The sequence below is a fragment of the Flavobacterium flevense genome (genome assembly GCF_900142775.1).
Taxonomy (GTDB): domain Bacteria; phylum Bacteroidota; class Bacteroidia; order Flavobacteriales; family Flavobacteriaceae; genus Flavobacterium; species Flavobacterium flevense.
Genome location: NZ_FRCC01000020.1, coordinates 1 through 20,764, shown reverse-complemented (window position 1 = coordinate 20,764; position 20,764 = coordinate 1). Strand labels below are relative to the sequence as shown.

Annotated in this window: 18 protein-coding genes; 6 read left to right on the top strand and 12 right to left on the bottom strand. The window is 32.9% G+C overall.

The annotated features are described in order from the left end of the window. Positions 1–1,158: type IA DNA topoisomerase (locus BUB89_RS17505; protein ID WP_200806847.1), on the top strand; the 1,158-nt coding region annotated here is incomplete at its 5' end. 113 nt (positions 1,159–1,271) lie between these two features. On the opposite strand, the gene BUB89_RS17500 is transcribed toward BUB89_RS17505, so the two are convergent. Beyond that, the gene (locus BUB89_RS17500) at positions 1,272–1,448 is read right to left on the bottom strand and encodes a histone H1 (RefSeq protein WP_055091131.1); all 177 of its coding nucleotides are present in this window, start codon (positions 1,446–1,448) and stop codon (positions 1,272–1,274) included. A 195-nt stretch (positions 1,449–1,643) separates the two neighbouring features. Here BUB89_RS17500 and BUB89_RS17495 point away from each other — a divergent pair, with 195 nt between their 5' ends. Further along, positions 1,644–2,081 (top strand): DUF1896 domain-containing protein, encoded by a 438-nt coding sequence (locus BUB89_RS17495; protein ID WP_073247496.1) that lies wholly within the window; start codon positions 1,644–1,646, stop codon positions 2,079–2,081. Further along, entirely contained in the window at positions 2,068–7,479 is a 5,412-nt protein-coding gene (locus tag BUB89_RS17490; protein ID WP_073247494.1) for a helicase-related protein, read from the top strand. The genes BUB89_RS17495 and BUB89_RS17490 overlap by 14 nt, the downstream gene beginning before the upstream one ends. Before the next feature lie 151 nt (positions 7,480–7,630). Here the strand turns inward: BUB89_RS17490 and mobC are convergent, their stop codons facing one another. The 3 genes from mobC to mobA all read right to left on the bottom strand — a co-directional run bounded on the left by mobC (position 7,631) and on the right by mobA (position 11,506). Continuing rightward, positions 7,631–9,631, bottom strand: a complete 2,001-nt coding sequence (gene mobC, locus BUB89_RS17485; protein ID WP_073247492.1) for a conjugal transfer protein MobC — start codon at positions 9,629–9,631, stop codon at positions 7,631–7,633. Between the two features lie 118 nt (positions 9,632–9,749). Next, on the bottom strand, positions 9,750–11,066 hold the full coding sequence (gene mobB, locus BUB89_RS17480; protein WP_073247490.1) for a conjugal transfer protein MobB: 1,317 nt from the start codon (positions 11,064–11,066) through the stop codon (positions 9,750–9,752). 2 nt (positions 11,067–11,068) lie between these two features. After that, positions 11,069–11,506 (bottom strand): conjugal transfer protein MobA, encoded by a 438-nt coding sequence (gene mobA / locus BUB89_RS17475; RefSeq protein ID WP_073247489.1) that lies wholly within the window; start codon positions 11,504–11,506, stop codon positions 11,069–11,071. 655 nt (positions 11,507–12,161) lie between these two features. Here mobA and BUB89_RS17470 point away from each other — a divergent pair. From BUB89_RS17470 to BUB89_RS17460, 3 genes are read left to right on the top strand one after another with little or no spacing between them, the layout of a single operon-like run. Further along, positions 12,162–12,929: a ParA family protein gene (locus BUB89_RS17470; protein ID WP_073247487.1), complete on the top strand. Its 768-nt coding sequence runs from the start codon at positions 12,162–12,164 to the stop codon at positions 12,927–12,929. Positions 12,930–12,932: 3 nt separating this feature from the next. Further along, entirely contained in the window at positions 12,933–13,370 is a 438-nt protein-coding gene (locus BUB89_RS17465; RefSeq protein WP_073247485.1) for a DUF3408 domain-containing protein, read from the top strand. 3 nt (positions 13,371–13,373) lie between these two features. Next, positions 13,374–14,006 carry a conjugal transfer protein TraD gene (locus tag BUB89_RS17460; protein ID WP_073247484.1) on the top strand — a complete coding sequence of 211 codons (633 nt, stop codon included), beginning with the start codon at positions 13,374–13,376 and terminating at the stop codon, positions 14,004–14,006. Between the two features lie 104 nt (positions 14,007–14,110). Here the strand turns inward: BUB89_RS17460 and BUB89_RS17455 are convergent, their stop codons facing one another. Genes BUB89_RS17455 through BUB89_RS17420 form a run of 8 tightly spaced genes read right to left on the bottom strand, consistent with a single transcriptional unit; the run spans position 14,111 to position 20,635 of the window. Further along, positions 14,111–15,043: a hypothetical protein gene (locus BUB89_RS17455; protein ID WP_073247482.1), complete on the bottom strand. Its 933-nt coding sequence runs from the start codon at positions 15,041–15,043 to the stop codon at positions 14,111–14,113. Continuing rightward, positions 15,040–16,227, bottom strand: coding sequence for a toll/interleukin-1 receptor domain-containing protein (locus tag BUB89_RS17450; protein WP_073247480.1), 1,188 nt, complete (start codon positions 16,225–16,227; stop codon positions 15,040–15,042). The genes BUB89_RS17455 and BUB89_RS17450 overlap by 4 nt, the downstream gene beginning before the upstream one ends. Further along, complete coding sequence (locus BUB89_RS17445) at positions 16,220–17,008, bottom strand: TIR domain-containing protein (protein ID WP_073247478.1); 789 nt, start codon at positions 17,006–17,008, stop codon at positions 16,220–16,222. Before BUB89_RS17445 ends, BUB89_RS17450 begins: the two co-directional genes overlap by 8 nt. 16 nt (positions 17,009–17,024) lie before the next feature. Beyond that, a complete protein-coding gene (locus tag BUB89_RS17440) occupies positions 17,025–17,588 on the bottom strand; it encodes a toll/interleukin-1 receptor domain-containing protein (RefSeq protein WP_073247476.1) in 564 nt (187 codons plus the stop codon). A 4-nt stretch (positions 17,589–17,592) separates the two neighbouring features. Continuing rightward, positions 17,593–18,216 (bottom strand): Nmad2 family putative nucleotide modification protein, encoded by a 624-nt coding sequence (locus BUB89_RS17435; RefSeq protein WP_073247474.1) that lies wholly within the window; start codon positions 18,214–18,216, stop codon positions 17,593–17,595. Further along, positions 18,216–18,707, bottom strand: a complete 492-nt coding sequence (locus BUB89_RS17430) for a TIR domain-containing protein (protein WP_073247472.1) — start codon at positions 18,705–18,707, stop codon at positions 18,216–18,218. Before BUB89_RS17430 ends, BUB89_RS17435 begins: the two co-directional genes overlap by 1 nt. 12 nt (positions 18,708–18,719) lie before the next feature. Next, on the bottom strand, positions 18,720–19,697 hold the full coding sequence (locus tag BUB89_RS17425; RefSeq protein WP_073247470.1) for a nucleotide kinase domain-containing protein: 978 nt from the start codon (positions 19,695–19,697) through the stop codon (positions 18,720–18,722). A 53-nt stretch (positions 19,698–19,750) separates the two neighbouring features. Then, the gene (locus BUB89_RS17420; protein ID WP_073247468.1) at positions 19,751–20,635 is read right to left on the bottom strand and encodes a nucleoside triphosphate pyrophosphohydrolase family protein; all 885 of its coding nucleotides are present in this window, start codon (positions 20,633–20,635) and stop codon (positions 19,751–19,753) included. Positions 20,636–20,764 lie beyond the last annotated feature (129 nt).

Below are 20,764 nucleotides of genomic sequence, written 5' to 3'. Positions count from 1 at the left end.
AAGAAATTTATTAGTTATCCGCGTACCGGGAGTAAATATATTCCCGAAGATATTTGGGTAGAAATCCCGCAGTTAATAGGGATATTAGAAGAAATGGATAAGTTTCGAGAAATAGTGCCTAAAATTAAAAGAGGACGTTTGAATAAGCGTATCGTTAACGACCTAAAAGTAACCGATCATCATGGTTTATTGATTACAGATAAGATGCCTTCAGCTTTAGCTGCAAAAGAGAAAGCCATTTATGAAATGATTGCCTATCGTTTACTCGAAGCAGTCTCTCCTGTTTGTATTAAAGAGATAACGGATGTTGTCATGCAAGCGGCACATTATGATTTTTCTCTAAGAGGATGTAAAATTATAGATGCAGGTTGGAGATTCATTAAAGGAAGTTTTGTCGATGAAGAAAACAATGCTGTCCAAGATTTACCGGAACTAAAAATAGGTGATGAGTTAAAGACAAAAGAAGCGAAAGTTTTGGAGAAACAAACCAAGCCACCTGTTCTTTATACTGAGGCTAGTTTGTTGGGAGCAATGGAAAATGCAGGCAATCAGATTCAAAGTGAACAAGAGCGAAAAGTATTAAAAGAAATAGGAATTGGAACTCCGGCAACAAGAGCAGCTATTATTGAAACACTTTTTAAAAGAGAGTATATCAAACGGGATAAGAAGTTCTTACTACCTACAGAAAAAGGATTGAAGGTTTACGAATGGGTAAAAGATAAAAAGATTGCTGATATTACTATGACAGCAGAGTGGGAAATAGCTTTGCAAAAAATCGAAAATAACGAAATAGATGTCGCAGTATTTCAAAAAGGGATGGAAGATTATACCAAGACTATCACACAAGAAATACTCGCTTTTTCTGTTGAAAAAGAGAAACAACCAGAACTGATTTGTCCAAGATGTAAAATTCAGAAATTAGTAATTCGGGATAAATTGATAAAATGTCCAGATGAAAACTGTAATTGGGTACAGTTCCGGAATATATGCGGGATACAGTTAAGCTTTTTAGACTTGGAAACATTGCTAACTAAGGGCAAAACCAATCTCCTAAAAGGTATGACCAGTAAATCAGGGAAAAAATTCGAGGCTTATATCGAAATGGATGAAAAAGGGGAGACCACTTTTACTTTTCCTAAAAAGAAAAAAAACAAATAAAGAATTCTTTTTATTCAAAAAAGGTGGTAATTCATTGATTGCTTTCGTTTTTGATCCGAATTATAAAACTAAAAAAAATGGCTGTTTCAGAGTATGAGACAGCCATTTTGATTTTATTTTTTTGACTCGTTTAAAGAAGTTTTTCTAAATTCTTTTAAAAGCTTTTCTATTTCCAGAGAAGCTTTACGAGCTCTAGTTCCTGCTGCTTTATTTCCTTTTTCTGTTTGTAATTCTGCATCCGATTTGAATGTTTCAAATTCTGTAGCGATTTTTTCAATTAGTTCTTTCATAAGAGATTTATTTTATATCAATTGTAAAAATAGTAATTACTTATCAAATCTAATTTAGTTTCAATAAATTTTTATAGGTAATCTTTGATTTGTTTTAGAGACAATTTGTAGCCAATAAAAGTCAAACCGTACCAAATATTCTGCATGTTACTATAAGCATTCTATATTTATTCATTTAATAAAATGAAAAGATTTATGGATATGCTACCAAAAAAACTTTCCTATTTCTCTTTGAGACTGCAAGAATTACTCAATACGAGCTTTCCTGAAAAAGCATGGGATACCAAATTTATAGAAGACCGTTCACAGCGGGCAGCTCATATTTACGAAGAAGCATTCAAAGCAGGTAATTCCATCGCACAATGTGATGAAATAGCTAATTATACGCTGTTTGAAGGACTGGACTTTTCCAAATTCGACACAGTATTTAAAGTCGTGATAAACGAGTTTGATAGCATTATGGGAGATGAAGAATTACGATCATTTGCTCTTAAAATACGGACTATTTGTGAATCCGTATTTCAGCGGTATAAGCTAAGTCAGGAATTTGTTGACAGTACTGATTATGAACTTCTTTATACGGAGCTAACTGGAACTATAGCAATTTGGATAGAAGAAAATGGGCTTCAATAAACGACAACATCTCCAAACGAATATTGATGCTCTTAGGATTGCTTTTAAACTTGAAAAAGAGAATAGAAAAGCTACTGAAGAGGAAAGACAGTTAATGATGCAATACAGCGGATTTGGCGGTCTAAAGTTCGTGCTTAACCCTATAGAAAATGCTGTAGATATTAATCATTGGCGAAAAACGGAACATTCTCTGTTCCCACTTACCCAAGAATTACACAGGTTGCTTAAGGAAAACGCAGTCGATTATAAACAATACCGTCTCTATGTGGATAGTATGCGTAATTCGATCCTTACGGCTTTTTATACACCTCCTGCAATTATTTCAGCTCTTGCAGATATTTTGAAAGAAAACAGAATAGAGATTAAGCGTAAGCTTGAGCCCTCCGCAGGTTCAGGTTCTTTTATTGAAGCTTTTAAGAACTCTTTTGGTGAGATTAACGAAATTTCTGCCTATGAAAAGGAACTGTTAACCGGAAAGATTTTACAGCATATTTATCCCGATGTCAATATACATACTCGAGGTTTTGAATCAATTCCCGAAAGAGAGCATAAAAGTTATGATTTGGTTACAAGTAATATTCCTTTTGGAGAAGTGTCTGTATTCGATTTATCGTATTCCCGTAGTAAGGATCCAGCAAGAGTTCAGGCAGCCAGAAGCATTCATAATTATTTCTTTCTAAAAGGAGGTGATATGCTTCGCGAAGGAGGTATCTTGGCTTTTATCACTTCACAAGGTGTACTCAATAGCCATGGTAACTTAGCTATCCGTGAGGGATTGATGAAAGATTATAAATTGATTTCTGCTATACGTTTACCAAATAATCTTTTTACGGATTATGCCGGTACTGAAGTGGGGAGTGATTTAATTGTTCTCCAAAAAGATACTGCTAAAATTAGTGTGTCATTAAGGGAAAAGGAGTTTTGTGAAACGAATACTAATTCTGAAAAAGGTTCAACTAATATTCTATTGAGTAATCCTGATCTGATTGTTCATACCAAGTCATATCAGGGAACGGATCCATATGGTAAGCCTACAATGATATATGAACATCAAGGAGGTATTGAGGGAATTACTATCGATCTTAAGAGAATACTGAAGGATGATTTCTCTACTCATTTAGACCTAAATCTATACAATGGTCTTCCGTCTGATAAATTAACAATATCCTCAACGATTTCATTACAGACAAAACCAATTATTCAAACGGAAAAAAGCATAATCTCAAATTCTGAAATAAGACTCTCTCCACAAATCCAAAAAGATAATGGATCTCAAATCCAACTAAATTTATTTGATTTGTTTGAAACAGCTATACCAGCTAAAATTAACCGTCCAAAGCCTCGAATTAAAAATAAAACGAACATTGCAAAACAAAATATTGACAAAAAGCAAGCTAGTTTATTTGATAATACGATGACAATCCAACAAGTACATCAAAAGCCAAGTATCCAAAGAAAAACACAAACAATTAGCAACAATCTAATCATCGGGGATTTATTCTCACAAACAAACTTGGATGATCAGAATTTGGAAACAGCCAAAACAATTACTCCTAGTGTAGCTGTAATGCCATCGAGTCCTTCACCCTATATAGGAGAAATCGAAATTTTTTATCGAGAGGAATGCCTTGTCAAAGATAATAATGGATTTGTAGGCTATCTGAGAAATGTAGATTTAGAGGTTGGAAAAGCTATGTTTCATCCTTTGCATCTTTCTACGCCTCAAAGAATGAGAGCAGCTGCTTATATTGATTTAAGGGATGTTTATCAAAGGCTTTACAATCGCGAAGCTGAGCTAAAAACGGAGCATAGAGAAGAGAGAGAAAAACTAAATAAACTATATGATAATTTTGTTAAAAAATACGGTAATCTTAACAATGCAGAGAATATAAAACTGATTAAAACTGACGTTTCGGGTAAAGAAATTTCTTCTTTAGAACGGGTTATTGGAGGTGTTGTGCATAAGGCAGATTTTTTTCAACGTCCAGTTAGTTTTTCTACTCGCACATTAGCGACTGATAATCCTGATGAAGCTTTGGCAGCTTCACTGAATCAGTATGGAAAAGTTAATCTAGTTTATATGTCGCAGGTGAGTGGTATGACATCCGATAATCTTAAAGAAGCACTCAAAGGACGAATTTTTTATAATCCTTTAGAAAAAGAATATGAAATCTCAGAACGCTGGGTTTCTGGAAATGTTGTAGAAAAAGCCAATCAGCTACAGGAATACATCAATAATAATCCCGAAGATAGTCAAGCCAGAGAAAGTCTTGCTGCTTTGGAAGAGGCCAAACCCAGAAGAATTGAATTTGAAGAACTGGATTTTAATTTTGGAGAACGTTGGATTCCCACAGAAATATATTCCGACTTCGCATCTCATCTTTATGATACGGATGTTTCTGTTTTCTATTCAGAAAACACAGATGATTTTGCTATTAATTGTGATCAAAAAAATGCTCATATAAGAGATAAATATGCCGCAAAATCAGAAAGTAGAACTTTTGATGGTATCACCCTATTGAGGCACGCATTGGTTAATACTACACCTGATATTACAAAAAAGATTATAATTGGCGATAAGGAAGTCAAGGTAAAGGATATGGAGGCGATACAGATAGCGAACTCTAAAATCGATGAAATTAGAACTGCTTTTACTGATTGGTTGCATGCCCAAAACGATACCTTTAAAATTAAATTAACCAATCAGTACAATAACACCTTCAATTGTTTTGTTCGTCCGCAATATGATGGTAGTCATCAGGAGTTCCCGGGACTGGACAGAAAGGCATTAGGTATTGAAGACCTCTATTCCAGTCAAAAAGATGCGGTATGGATGATAAAGCTGAATGCTGGGGCAATATGTGACCATGAAGTAGGTGCTGGGAAAACATTGATTATGTGTACAGCTGCCCAAGAAATGAAACGGTTAGCTATGGTACATAAACCAATGATTATTGGTTTAAAAGCTAATGTACATGAGATAGCTGAAACATACCGAACTGCTTATCCTCACGCTAAGATATTGTATCCGGGAAAAGAAGATTTTACACCTCAAAAACGCCAACGAATTTTTGGTGATATAAAGAATAATGATTGGGATTGTGTGATACTTACACATGACCAATTTGGTATGATACCACAATCTTCTGAGATGCAGAAAGAAATTCTGCAAACAGAGTTGAGTAGTGTAGAAGAAAATCTTGCTGCTTTAGAAAAACAGGGAAAAGATATTTCAAGAGCAATGCTCAAAGGTGTTATTGTGCGTAAACAAAATCTTGAAGTCAAGCTCAAAACGCTGGAACATGACATAGAAAATAGAAAGGATGATATAGTTGATTTTAAGATGATGGGCATTGACCATTTATTGGTAGATGAAAGTCACCGTTTTAAAAATTTAATGTTTAATACTCGTCATGAAAGAGTTGCTGGATTGGGAAATATGCAAGGAAGTCAAAAGGCACTGAACTTACTTTTTGCTTTACGAACCATACAAGAACGAACAGGAAAAGATCTCGGGGCAACCTTTCTTTCAGGTACAACAATTAGTAATTCACTGACAGAATTATACCTGCTCTTTAAATACCTGCGTCCACAGGCATTGGAAAAACAAGGGATCAACTGTTTTGATGCCTGGGCGGCTATTTACGCCCGTAAGACTACCGATTATGAATTTTCGGTGGCCAATAATATCGTTCAAAAAGAACGCTTCCGATATTTTATAAAAGTACCAGAACTGGCTCAATTCTATTCAGAAATAACCGATTACCGAACAGCAAAAGACATCGGCATTGACCGTCCCGAAAAAAATGAAATACTTCACAATATTCCACCAACACCCCAACAGGAAGTATTTATTAAAAATTTGATGGAGTTTGCAAAATCAGGTAATGCAACGTTATTAGGAAGAGCTCCACTTACAGACAGAGAAGAAAAAGCAAAAATGCTAATCGCTACGGATTACGCTCGAAAGATGTCACTTGACATGCGAATGATTAGCCAAAAGTATGAAGACCATCCAGACAATAAGGCTTCTCATTGTGCAGCAAAAATTGCAAGTTATTACAATAAATTTAATGCACAGAGAGGAACTCAGTTTGTTTTTTCAGATTTGGGAACATATAAGCCCACTGAATGGAACGTGTATGCAGAAATTAAAAGAAAGTTGGTTCAGAATCATAATATCCCATCTCATGAAGTACGCTTTATACAAGAAGCAAAAACAGATAAGCATCGAAAGGAATTGATAAGTTCAATGAATGAGGGAAAAATTAGAGTCCTATTTGGATCAACTGATATGCTTGGAACTGGTGTTAATGCTCAGAAGAGAGCTGTTGCAGTTCATCACTTGGATACACCATGGCGACCAAGTGATCTTGCCCAAAGAGACGGAAGGGCAATTCGTAAAGGAAATGAGATTGCTAAATTTTTTGCCAATAATAAGGTAGATGTGATTATCTATGCTGTTGAAAAATCATTGGATAGTTATAAATTCAATTTATTATACAATAAACAGCTTTTTATAGATCAGTTAAAAAATAATAATTTAGGAAAACGAACCATTGACGAAGGCGGTATGGATGAAAAATCAGGTATGAATTTTTCTGAATATGTAGCCATCCTTTCGGGAAATACGGATCTCTTAGATAAAGCAAAATTGGAAAAACAGCTTGCAGGATTAGAGAGTGAGCGGCAAGCATTTAATCGTTCTAAGTTTAGCTCTAAGTATAAAATTGAGGATATTACTGCTACATTGGAAACTGCTCAGTCTCGCTTGAATCGGTTTATTTTGGATTGGGACAATTTACAACAAAGAGTTCAAAAGCGTCCTGATGGAACGTTGTTGAATCCTGTTCAGCTTAACGATCTGCCTATCAATGCCGATGTTAAACAAATTGGAGCTAAGCTCAACCAACTGGCTGACAAAGCCCGTACTGCCGGACAGTATGAAGAAATTGGTAGTTTGTATGGTTTTAGTTTGTTGGTAAAAACAGAATTATCAGAAACGAATTTAGGTAGGTTAGAAAGAGATAATCGCTTTTTTATTGAAGGAGAAGGAGGGATTAAGTATACTTATAATAATGGAAATATGGCTTCAGAACCCAAAACAGCAGCATTGAATTTTATTAATGCTTTAGGGAAAATCCCAAGTCTAATAGAAAACGAGCAAAAGAAAATTGCTGAATTGAAAAAAGATCTTCCGATACTGCAGGAAGTAGTTAATAGCAACTGGACTAAAGAGAATAAATTAAATGAAATAAAAAATGAATTGGCTGCCATTGACAGAAAGATTCAATCATCGATAGCTCCTTCTGAAAACAGAAAAGCGGTAGAGCAAGAAGAATGTGAAAAAGTAGATGTAAAGAATGTTAAAACTCATCTGAAATTAAAAGCCATATAGTCCTGATTTAGTATTGAATATTTTAAAAAACGAATACGGTTCAATAGAAACACCACTACACGATTTAATAGAAATAGGACGAAGAATTTAATAATTGACTAATTTTTTATAATTCAATGAATTGATTAGTCTCCTAATTATCTGGGATTAATTAACTTTCCTGCACCAAATGCTGTAAATCAGGATCGTTTTTTATACGTTCCAATTCACTTTCAATAATAAGGAGAATATCTTGTTTTACTTGCCTGTAATTGGCTTCAATTTCGGTTTTCATTTTATCTTCGCCATTTTTATCAATGAAAGATAAAATCTCGGGTATTTTTTTATAAGCTTTAGTTTCTGAAGCTACTTTTTCATTATCAACTACGATTTCAGAATGGAAAATTTTCTGTTCAATACGTTCGTCAAAGTTATCTGAAACAGCCCCTACAAACATTCCTTGAGTCAATGTGGAAATTTTTGAAGCAGGTATTAGACTGTCTAATTGTGTAGATATAGAGGTTGATTTATCGTTTCGATTAATGGTCATACTTTGTCTTTTCTGTAACACTTTACCAAAACGTTCTGATAAGCTTTTGGCAGTTTCTCCTACCACTTGTCCACTAAAGATATTACCCACGGTGTTTTGAATAACTTTACTTTCTTTGTCACCGTAATCGCGTGTTAATTGTGAATAATCTTGAAAGCCCAAACAAACCGCCACCTTATTACTTCTGGCAGTAGCTATCAGGTTGTCTAATCCTCTGAAATAGATGGTTGGTAATTCATCAATAATAACTGAACTTTTTAATTGTCCTTTCTTATTGATTAGTTTTATAATTCTCGAATTGTATAAACCTAATGCAGCCGAATAGATATTCTGTCTATCAGGATTATTTCCAACGCAAAGTATTTTAGGTTCGTTCGGATTATTGATGTCCAATGAAAAATCATCTCCAGTCATTACCCAATAAAGTTGAGGTGAAATCATTCTGGACAAAGGTATTTTAGCTGAAGCGATTTGTCCTTGCAATTGATCTTGTGCTCCGCCTTGCCAGGCATCCATAAAAGGGGATAGGTAGTTTTCGAGATCTGGATAAGAAGTAAGGATAGTAAATACATCTATATATTTTTTATTGAGTAACTCAATAGCATGAGGAAATGTACAGTACTTTCCATTATCATAGATTTTCAAAAACCAGATGATGGCAGCTAACAGAATTATTGGAGATTCAACAAAAAAGTCTCCCTGTTTTTGTATCCAACTTCGATTAAGGTTCAGCATGATAGTATAGGCCGATTCATAGGCATCGGAGATGTCCGTCATAAAATCTGGATTGATAGGATTGCAACGATGGCTCCTGCGAGGATCATCAAAATTGATAATATAGAATTTTGGTTTTACTTCATATTTATCGGTATGCTTCAACAAATGATTGTAGGCAATGGTAGAAAGATCATCGAATTTGAAATCATAGATGTACATCGAAAATCCCTTTTCGATATGTTGTTTGATGTAATTGTTTATAATGGCATAACTCTTACCTGATCCAGGTGTTCCCAACACAATGGAGGCTCTGAAAGGATTTACTACATTGATCCATCCTTCATTCCATTTGCCTTTATAATAAAACTTGGTGGGAAGATTAACCGAATATTCATTTTCCATCAATTTAGTTTCTTGCATGAAACTTTCATTTTCGTTATTGAATACATCATCCATGAGATTCGTGCGGAGCAAACGGCTAATCCATACACCAGCCACCATTAAAGCAATGTAACCTATCGAGCTTGTTAGAATGTATAATGAAGTCGCTAATTTTGAAGATAACTTAAGTAAGAATGTATTTAGAAAGAAAAGTATAAAGCCGATAACTAGGGCTGTATAGATTTTAGTCCAGGTAATCTTTTCATTTTTTACTCCTTTTGTTCCCAAACAGCTCAACGCAAGTAAGACTAATGCGAAGAGCTTGGAATATAAAGTATGAGAAAATAAATTTGCTGTCCTTTGAAAATTACCTAATATCTTATTGATGACTTGTAATGTCCAACCTCTTTCTAGAAAAAAGCTATAACAAAACCAGTAAAAGTGCATTAAAACCAGAATGATGCTCACTGCACGCATGAAAGCCATTATTTTGGCTAACCCTCTTAAATCGTCTTCTCCTTGCATACTTTGATAAATTAAATGTTTTGTTCAATTTAGTAGGGAAGTAATCTACTTGGAAGAATAAAGAAGTACTTGGCTTTTATTGGATTCATTTGGCGATAAGGTAATAGACAAATACATTTTATTTTTTGTTTCCAGGTCTTCTGCTTTTTTTCTTTTTCTTCATTTTATTAGCAAATTGCTGTTCTTCATAATCTTCTGCTTGTGCTTCTGGTAATAAACTACCAAGACTTTCCATAAAACCAAAATCAGATTGAGTTTGGGTTGACTGATCTTTATTAAGAAAATCAAAAAGCGTATGTGGTTTTTCAGTTTCTGGTTTTGTAGTGTTAGTGCTTTCGGGAGATGTAATCTTTATATTGTCATGTATTGCATCTTGGCGCTTTTGAGTAATTTCTTTATTCCAACAATCATTAAAAATGTTAGCAGAAAGGTTTTTACCCAATTGTGATCCGTTCCATACGCTGCGTGATTCATGGTCAATAAATGTAATCCCGTAAATTCGTCCTTCGTGATTCCTGCGAACAACAGTATTAATGCCTTGCTCCAGCAATTGTTTCTTAAATTCGGTTTCGTTGGAGGTGGTGTGGATTCCAACTTCGATTGTCTTTTTTAGAATGTCTTTTGCCGTTTCTGTTTTTATTTTTTCTTTCGACTTCTCGAAATGTTTTTGTAAAACTTCCAGTCCTGCCTGTTTACCAAAAAGAGATGCTTTGAATGGATTGCTTACTTTTTCTCCCTGCTCATTCAGAGCAAAATAGACTAATCCTTGTTTAGTTTGTCCGTGTAATTCGCCTTTTACTTCCTCTGCAGTAATATTGAAAAGTGAAAGTAGGGCATTATAAGTCCCTAAATTTTGATAATGATAATACTTTGGTAAATGTCGAACTACCGAGGCTATTTGACTCTTTACATTTGCTACCTTGTAGTCAATTGGTCTGAATAGTTCTTCTTTTGGATTCCGATTTTTTTCAGTTGCTGGAATTAGTTTGTATTGTTGTTCCAAGGCACGACAGGCATCCATAGAACGTAATTTTTCATAGTTGTCTGGTATTTTTTTACCGTTACGATCTACACAGGTCGATACAATATGAATGTGAGTTCGTTCAATATCGGTATGTTTAAAAACCACATGAGGCTGGTCTCCATAGCCCATACGTTCCATATAATCTTTTGCTATTTGTTTGAAATCTTCATCACTTACATTATCTCTTGGATTAGGGTTGAGTGAGATATGTAGCACGGGTTTTTCCGTTCGTTTATTTGCAATCAGATAAGGTTCGAAAGATTGGTATAATTGGGAAATTGAATGTTTTCCATCGATAGTTTCTCTTATTCTATGAGTGGACAATATTTCACCATTTTCCTGATCAACTTTGAGCTGATTATAAGAAAGTGCTCCAATAATATTTGCTCCGCGACCAATCTTTGCTATCATCTTTATTCATTTTTAACCAAATGTTTGGCTTCAAATTCCTCAGTTAACTTTATAATCTCGTGACATAATTTTGCTAATTCTGTTGTTTGTTTCTCTAATTTAAACAGGTAGGCAGCTGCTTTCTTTTCAGAAAAATTACGGTATAGTATTTTCACAATCTGATTGTAATTAACGCCAACGGCACGAAATTGACCATACAAAGTGGTTAATCGCATGTAGTAATCCATAGCAGCCATATCAATTTTTACTGTTTTTATTTGTTTTTCAAATAGGATGGAAGTAATAAAATGAGCTTTATTATCAACTCCTGAAGCTTCATAAAGGGAAAGAAATTTGGCGTTTTCTTCATCAGTTAAACGAAAAACATAACGATGAATGCTCGGATTCTTTTTGGGATTCCTGCCACCTTTGTGCTGTTTGTTGTTCTCTTGTTCATCCATCACTAATCCATTTGTAAATTTCACAAAACACCGACTTCGGAGAGTGTTTTTAGCCCCTAAAAGGGCAAGTTGTTTTGAGGCACGGAATTCATTTCGAGTGCCTCAAAACACAACTTGCTCTGTTCTGGCGAACAGATAATCCACCCTTCGGGACGGATTCAATAAAGCAGGGAAAAACTGCTTCATGCCGTTCCAGTTGTTATCCCAATACTGATTTAATCTTTCCATTGACTTATCTGATTACTGTTTTATACAAAGTAAATGATTGAATACAGGATTGTTGTGATGTGAAGATTAGCCAAGAATTGCCAGTAAATGCCAATTACTACCACGAGAATAAAAGCAAATACATAGCTGTATTTCTTTGTACTTATAAATAGACATAAGGATATAAGTAGGTACGGAGGTAACAATATAATTGCATAGAAAAGTACAGTTATACAAATTTAGATAGGCGTATAAGTAAGTTGATAAATGCCTATTTATCTACATGCAGTTATAAAGGCATATTCTAATACCTAAACAGCTTGTTAAGTACTTGCCTAACTATATAATGCTGTACATAGAGATAAACTTATATGCGGTAATGAGTAAATGACTACTGATATAAATACTTGAGTAATTGGATATATAAATAATTTTAAAACCGTTAAATATGAATGCAAATCACAAAACAATATTTATTGCCTTTTCTTCTCAAAAAGGAGGTGTAGGCAAAAGTACATTTACAACACTTATTGCCAGTACAATGCACTATCGTTTGGGCTACAATGTTGCCGTATTTGATGCCGATTTTCCACAGCACAGTTTGATGAAAATGAAATCCCGTGATCTCGCTATGGTAATGGAAAATGAGCATTTGAAAAAGTTGGCGTACAAACAATTTACCACCATTAACAAAAAAGCCTATCCCATTATGCAACACAAAGCAGAAAGCGTATTGGAAACGGCTCAGGAATTTTTGAATAATTCTTCAATACCTATTGATGTTATTTTCTTCGATCTTCCCGGAACGGTGAACACTCCCGGAATACTCAAAGCATTGGCAGGAATGCACCACATTTTTACGCCTATTACAGCCGATCGTTTGGTGATGGAGAGTACGCTTGTATTTACACAGCTTTTACAGGATGTGATTATGAAAAAAGGGAAGACTTCCATAGAAACTATTAATCTGTTTTGGAATCAAGTGGATGGCAGGGAAAGTACACCCTTATATGATGTTTATAACCAACTTATTGAACAATTGGGATTAAGCTTAATGCAAAGCCAAATTAAAAATAGCACTCGTTTTCGTAAAGAAAGCGAAGAGAATAGCAAAACTGTATTTCGCTCTACGGTTATGCCGCCAGATGAACGTTTGATGAAGGCTTGTCAGTTAGATTCATTTATAAATGAATTTTTAAAAATCATTCAATTATAGTTTATGGAGAAAGATAATAAGAGAAAAGTGGCTCCTGAAATTAACGAGGAGTTGATGATGAACCTGATGGTTGATGGTATAAAAAAGGAAGGCTTACAGCTTCCACCAGAACTGACCGAAGGCTCGCAAAAGGAAGTCCCAAACCCTAAAGAATTACCATCTGCAAAATTAGAAATTAAAGAAAAGACGAGAGTCAAAAAGACAAGTGAACCGGATTATGAAAGCATTTTTTTCAAAAGACCAGACACCAATGCCCGTGATGGAAAAACAGTGTATATTCGGCCCGATTTTCACGAGAAACTGTCCCGAATTGTTCAGGTGATTGGAGAAGACAAAATCACTATTTATGCTTATTTGGATAATTTGTTGAACTACCATTTTCAGGAATTTGGAGAGCAGATAACCAAGAGTTTTAATGATAAGTACAAACCTATTTTATAAGCCATGGAAATAGTAATTGTAATATGTTTACTGATTGTAATTGCTCTGCTTTTGCAGGATAAGATTGTTATCAAGATAGGAGTGGAGCAAAAGCCAACGCAGGAAAAAACAAATCCAAACTTGCCCGATATCATGGGGCAGCCCAAAACTCAAAGAAACCTTTCAGTGCCAAACAATACCAATGAAAGTCAAAATAAAAAGCAGGAAGATAAAACGGATAATTTTGATTTTGAAATTGATGATCAAGATATCGAGAGTCAAATTCCGCAGGAAGAGCTGGATGAAGTTTATGGAAATATACCTGATTTTGAGGACGAGGCAGAAGAATGGAATAGTTATGGAATATCCGATGGTGATAACGGTTTTGCCCAAGGCGTTACCTTTGAAGAACTAAGCTCCGTGGGGATGCTGCTGCAAAAAGAAAAATTGGAGTCCTCTCAAAAGGAAACAGCGGTTGCAATTGTTCAAAAAATACAAGGAACCGAATTATTCGACCTACTGGAAAATTCTATGGAAAGTGCTTCCCGTAAAATAGCCGAGCTATTGGACAGTAGCCTTTCTTCTGAAACAGAAACCGGTTCTTCCACTTTGCGGAAAAATGATTTTGAGGATTTTGATATTGGGGAGTTTATATGAACTCCCCAATATTTTTCAGAATCTTAAATTGTTATTTAGTAATATTTAATTACAAAGTAGTTCATAAAGATTTCAGTTAACCTTCGTTTTCAACTCTAAGTATTTTATAATCTCCGTAACCCTTTCATTATTAAATACACTATTTCATGTATGTTTTTACTAGAAAACAATATTTCATTTTCTTCAACGCTAAGTTTATTTAATTCGGATAACTTATTAAGATTGAATTTTAAAAGCTCTTCTTTTAATTTATTAAAATCAGCATAGTCACACTTAGAATAAATATAGTCTTTAAATTCGATTAGAAAATCAGTGTTATATTGAAAATTATTAGTTAATTCTTCAACATCTTCACCTTTAATTAATTTTATTAATTTTTTAGTAGCTCCACCAAATCCTCCGACTAAAAATAGGGGTTTATTTTCTTTTAAAGTATAAAGGGCTTCTTCAATTACTCCAGGTATATAGCCTAAATAATTTGTAGTTTTTCCTCCAATTAAAATTCTAGCTGAACAGTCTTTAGCCATTTGAACTCTCATTTCTTTGAAACATTCACAAAACGAATATCGGTCTTCTATAGACTTTGAGGGATTATATTCTTTATGTTCGATAATTGAAACAGTTTTTGGAACTGAAATTTCTTTTATTTCAATTTGTTTTGAATAAAAATCTATCTTTACATCACGTGTTAAACGTCGGGTATTAGGAAATACAAAATAGTTAACAAACTTGAAATTTTTATCATTTGCCTTTTTATATTGGTTCGAAAGTTCTGAAAAATAATAAGTAAAACCATTTTCTCTTAAGTCGCCACCATACAAAGCTACACCGTCATTGGCAATAATGTATCTTGCTATTTCAATGGAGATATCATTCAAATGCTGCTCTGAAAATCCTATTTTATCTAAATCTTCATTTACCGATACTGAAATGGCAATTTTTTTCCCATTTAATATTCTTGATTTTTTAGCTTGATTTTTTTCTTGTGAAATTAAATCTGAATCTACGCCTGATATATCTATTTTTTCTTCTTTCATAAGCTCAAGTTAATAGGGGTTGTAAATTCTACATCTTCATCTAATTCATTTAAAATGTTCAGTTCTTCTAGTCCTAAAGGAGGGTCAGGATACAATATAATTAGTTTTTTACTCCCTAAATTTTCTTTATATTTCTTTATATCTAAAAAGTTAAATAACTCAGGAGGAGAAGTTATCACCTTAATTTCATTATTATCATTCGTACCCATATTAGAATACCATTCTAAAAGTCTATTTTGATATAAATTATTTAAGACCTGATATAATGTCAAGTTTACAATTTTATAAAACCCTATAATTTCTTTCTTTCCGATGACTGTTGTAGGCATGTTTCCTAGGTATGGGAAGGCTCTTTTCTCTCCATCTATTATATTATGTACAACGACTATAGGTGATTTATGTTTCTTTGCAATCAATATTTCCCTTCGGCACCATTCTCTGTTTGAATATTCGTCTGTATGAAAAACTACTAAGGCTGAGTGCTTAATTTCTTGCTCAAATTGTTCTGCAAAATCATATCCATTTGCAATATCTACAGTATCAAAAAACACATCAAGTTTGAGATTTTTCTCGATAAACTGTTTAAATTTTATTGTAGTATTTTCACCATCTTTCTTAGCATGACTTAAAAATAATTTCACAGGAGAACCTATTCTGTGCTGCTCTTTATCTTTTTGTTTAGGATGAAAATTTAAAATAAGTCTAGAACAATCGTGCAACAATTCTGTTTTAATTTTCTTAATAGACTTTTCTAAATCTTTTTTATTTTGAAGATTTAAATCTTTTTCAAAAAACTTTGTCCCATCGGTAAATTGAAGAGTACTTAGTCCACAACCTATAGAATAAGCTTTGTTACAAAGTGAGATAGGAAATATTCTATTATCATCATCAATTTTTTTAGTAAGCTCTTCAGTATATGAGCGAAAATCTTCATCCAAGATATATTCCTCATCTATAAGTAACACGATGGCGTTCTTTTCTGCATTTGATAAGTCTATTTCTAAAGGTTTATTATTTTCTAGTTTTGAATATCTAAAATAAACTGGAATATTAATCCCTCTTGATAGAGGGTTTTGATAATCTCGACAAAATGTAGAATACAGTTCTTCTGCAATTTTTTTTCCAGCTTCGAAATTAGGATGCCAAACTACATATATATTTAGTGGATATTCAATATTATTCATTGGTGTCTTTTGTCATTTGTTTTAAAGTATTATCTATATTATCAGAATGTGTATTTCTTTTAGCAAATGCGAGTTCAATATATTCTTGCATTTTTATCCTATCATCTGTCCAATCTTTTATAACTGCATATTCTGATCTAAAATTATCTGCTAATCTAGTTGGCATTAAGTCATAGTTAGCCCTACTTGTTCCAAAATCAGAATGATTGGGTAATATTAAACCTAATAACCCAGAATATTTATCTCCAACTTTATAATTCAATGCTCCTGATATTTCCCAATCAATATGTTTCCGATGTTTTGTATTTAGACCAATTAAAACGACCAAAACAGTTGTGTCTGCTAAATAACCTTTTTGAATTAATTGTTTTATATATCCATCTGAGTTATCCGAGTTTATATCACCGTCTTCGACAGATTTGTGAGTTACTAAATCTCCAAATAAATTCTTAAACCTCTCTTTGTAATCTTGATCTTCATAATGATAATAGCTTATAAATGTCTTTCTTTTAACTATTTCTTTTGGAAGTGTTGTACTCCAATTAAATCCACCATCAACTTTCCGTATAAATGGACAAATTCTTGACCAACCGCCAATTTTTTTTTCGGCACAACAAAAAGTTTTTCCTTTATTAGCTTGTTCTACCAACCACTGGCGATTCTTAAGCATTGCATCACCTATATGCTCTTCAAAATCATCATGGACAATAACTTTATCAATTGAATTTCCTTCTTCGTTAAAAGATAATTTCGTAATTACATAATCTTCCCATTTAGCCATAATGCTTTATCTTAAATTAATTGTATGGATCACTTATCATAGCATCCATTACATTGGAAAGAGGATTTGTATAACTGCCATAATCACTCAACATTTTTGTTTTAAGTAGAATTTCTTTATCGATTTTTGAGATTCTACTAACCAGATTATTTAGATCATAAATATCTCTAACAATAGTAGCAGATCTTACATATTCAGGTAATCCTCCTTTAGGAATTCCTTTAAGACATAACACAAACAAGTCGGTTTTATCATAACCATAGCCTATTTCAAAAGGTACCCAAGTAGAATATAATGTATTAGGAGAAACCACCACAAGCATATGAGAACTGTTGTTTATTCCTTTTCTGATTGAATCAGTAACAGCCTTAGCATTATTAGATTGATGATGAATTCTTAAATCCCCATCATAATCATCAAAATAAACATCAATACCTGCTTCTATCAAATAATCTACAATCTTCTTTGCAGCATCTTTATCTTTCTGTTGGTGTGATATGAACACACATTTTATTCCCAAAGACAAAACCTTATTTCTGGATTCATACTTTGTTGGGTAGTAATATCGATTTAAAGCCATTTAATTAAAATAGTTTTTGTTGTTCATACTCTTTCCAATGAATTGGTGTACCATTTAAGCCAGAACCAAAATCTTTTAAAATTCCGTTTATTAGTTCAATTGCTAAATCTTCATTAATAATTGTCTTATAATCCCTATCCCTAATATTATTAGATGGACACAAATCAGAGTATTTAGAAGGCACTCTCCATGCTTTATTTCCAAAATAAGAAAACTCGGTAGAAATCAACACATATTTTCCACTTAGATCTTGCTTTTTATTCTTTTCATTTAACTTACCTTCATAATCACTATGATGAGAATCTAATTGATGCCAATCATTATTTTTATCTTTAGAATAAATGTTATCCCCATGCAGTTGTTTCAAACTTCCGTTTATAACAGGCTTTTTATTTTTAAATCTAGGATTTTCCCAATATTCTTGAAATGTTATTTTTTCTGTAACTTTCATTAGGAAAATTATATGATACAATAACCCATTTTCAACAGCACCAGTGCCAATTATCCAATCTCCAACAGAAGCTTTTCTTCTTAAATGAGGTTTGCAACAAGCTAATGTACAATATTCTCCAAATGGATTTGGAGCAAAACCATAATCACGAGTAATTTTATACGCATAAATACTCATTATTGACAGGCTATTCTTTTGACATTATTTACTGGTGTTCTCGGTTGTCCACTTGAATTGCACCATCCAACATCTTTACCTTCAATTGCATCAATAATTTTTTCTGAATTCCAACCAACTAAACCATCACCAAATTTTTCTAGATTTTCAGGTATATCCGAATCTTTACCTCCATGCATAAATACACCAACAATTCTTTTTCCTAGTTTAGCTGCTTGTTCAATTTCCCAATTCACCCATTTTCTTGAATGAGTTTGTGAACCGATTAGAACAACTACTGTACCCGCCCAACGCATTTTCATTCTTAAAAGACGCTTCAAAGTTTGTTCAGGGATTTGCTTTTTATCTAATTTATCTTGATTTTTTGGATTAGCTCTAATAGAACTATTTCTAATACCATATTCTTTACCAGCTAATAACTTTGTGAAATTTGTAACTGCTGTATCATCTTTATGATGATGGCTTATAAAAAGATTTTTTGATGTACTCATAATTTAGATGTTTCAAATCAAGTTATTAATATTCCATTTAGGTGGAAAAAAAAAGCTAATTTCTTCTTTCTTCTGTAATGAAAATTTTTGTTTAATACGTGTTCTATTTGATAGTCCTGTAATTTCAGGATGAAAAACTCTTGAATACTTGTCTACTTCACAAAAAACATTCTGACAATCAATTAATTGTAAATCTCTTCCCCCTAAATTTTGAAAATTTAATCCTAATCGTTCAAATTCAATTTCTTGATTATCTGCCACCATCTTTATAATGTCTTCATAAGAATAATCCCCTAGACTTGTGAAGCATTTTGTGATGCCATCTTTTGCTCCTGGACCAGCTTTTACAAATTCCATTTCAGTAAAATTAGTGATATTACTGTAATTTAAATCTGTAACATATTGATATGCTAAAAACTCACCTATAGTTGGATAAGATAACAGCAATCTATATGCCTCTTGCATGTTTTGAGAATTTTGAAGTTGAAAAGGTAATTTTTCACTAATCATCTTTTCAATTAACTTTAGATGGTTTTGATGTTTTCTTTCCCAACCAAAAGTTGATTTACCAGATGCCATTATATAGGCAGCAGAGTAAATAGGATTCTTACTTAAAAGGACATCAGATAATAATTCATCATATTTTTTGAAAGAGTAATCTTTTAATGTAATATCTCCTAATTCGTGTTCTAGAAATTCCCAAGTTGATATTCTATTAAAAATTTTGAATAAAATAATTCTAAAAAATATTTCTTCAATATCCTGACTACCTTTATAAATTATATTATTAATCAAATATTGACTAACCCTGTCTGTTGCCCGGTATACATTAGTAAATTTATAATTATTTAGAATATTGTCTTCAGACCAAGGGTATTCAATTTTTTTTAATCTTTTATAAAAGACATCTTGTCTTTTAGCTATAAAATTCCAGTAGGTATTATATACCTTACTAGTTTTAGGTACTATTTTTTTGTTTATAATCTCCATTGATTTTGGCAACGTTGTTATTAGTTCTATAAATAAGTTTCTTTAATATGATATTAAATTTTTCCTAAATAAGTAAGCCTTTTGTTTTTTATACTCACTAAAACACGACCTCCATTGTTGTTTTTTAATTCATCTAAAACTTTATAAGAATTTATTATAGCTGTTTCCCATTGTTTTTGTGTACAGTTTTCTACTTCAATTCCACTTACCAATTTTTGGATTGTTTTTAAAACTTCTGAATCTACATTATTACTGTATTTAAATAGTTGGTGATCTATTGCATAATTATAAATATATAAACTTATAAGTTCCTCTGTAATTGATGCACGAGCTCCGTCTTCAACTTCATCTGTAGCTTCATCACTTTTTCTTTTGATCTTCATTAGCTTCCTTATAACTGGTGACCAACCAAGAAAAGCGACATATCCTAAATGAAAAATATCATGAAATCGATAACCATCATCCTTATGTGAGTTATCTGTTATATCATCACCTAATTGTTTTTTAGATGTGTTATTAATTAATCTAATTTTTTCTTTCCCATCTTCATTAACTACTTTGAATTCCACTTCAAATTCTCTTGGGAATTGTTCATCGAGAGGATACTTTTCATCATAAACTATAAAATTTTCAGGTTGTTCAGAATCAAAACGATCTTTAATTTTATTTAAATTATCCTTTGCAATATTCTCTAATGATAAGTTGTTTTCTGTGGCGATAGTAGAGATATACCATAACACATCACCCAATTCTTCTTGAAGTTTATTAGTGTAATTTATATAAGCATTACCATCTCTTAAATTTTTTTTAAGTTCACTTATAACTGATCCTGCTTCTCCAATCAATCCGAGAAAAGGAACTATTTTATTAACTTCCTTTCCTTTAACATAGTCTTGAATTGTACTTTTAGCATTATTTTGATATTCTGAAAATTCCATATGTATATTTTTTTGAATTGCTTTATATCAATAGTGCAAATTCCAGTGATATTGACCACCCAATTCCAATTTAAAGTGACCACCTGATTCCAATTCAAAATGACCACCTAATTCCGGAGCAAAATGACC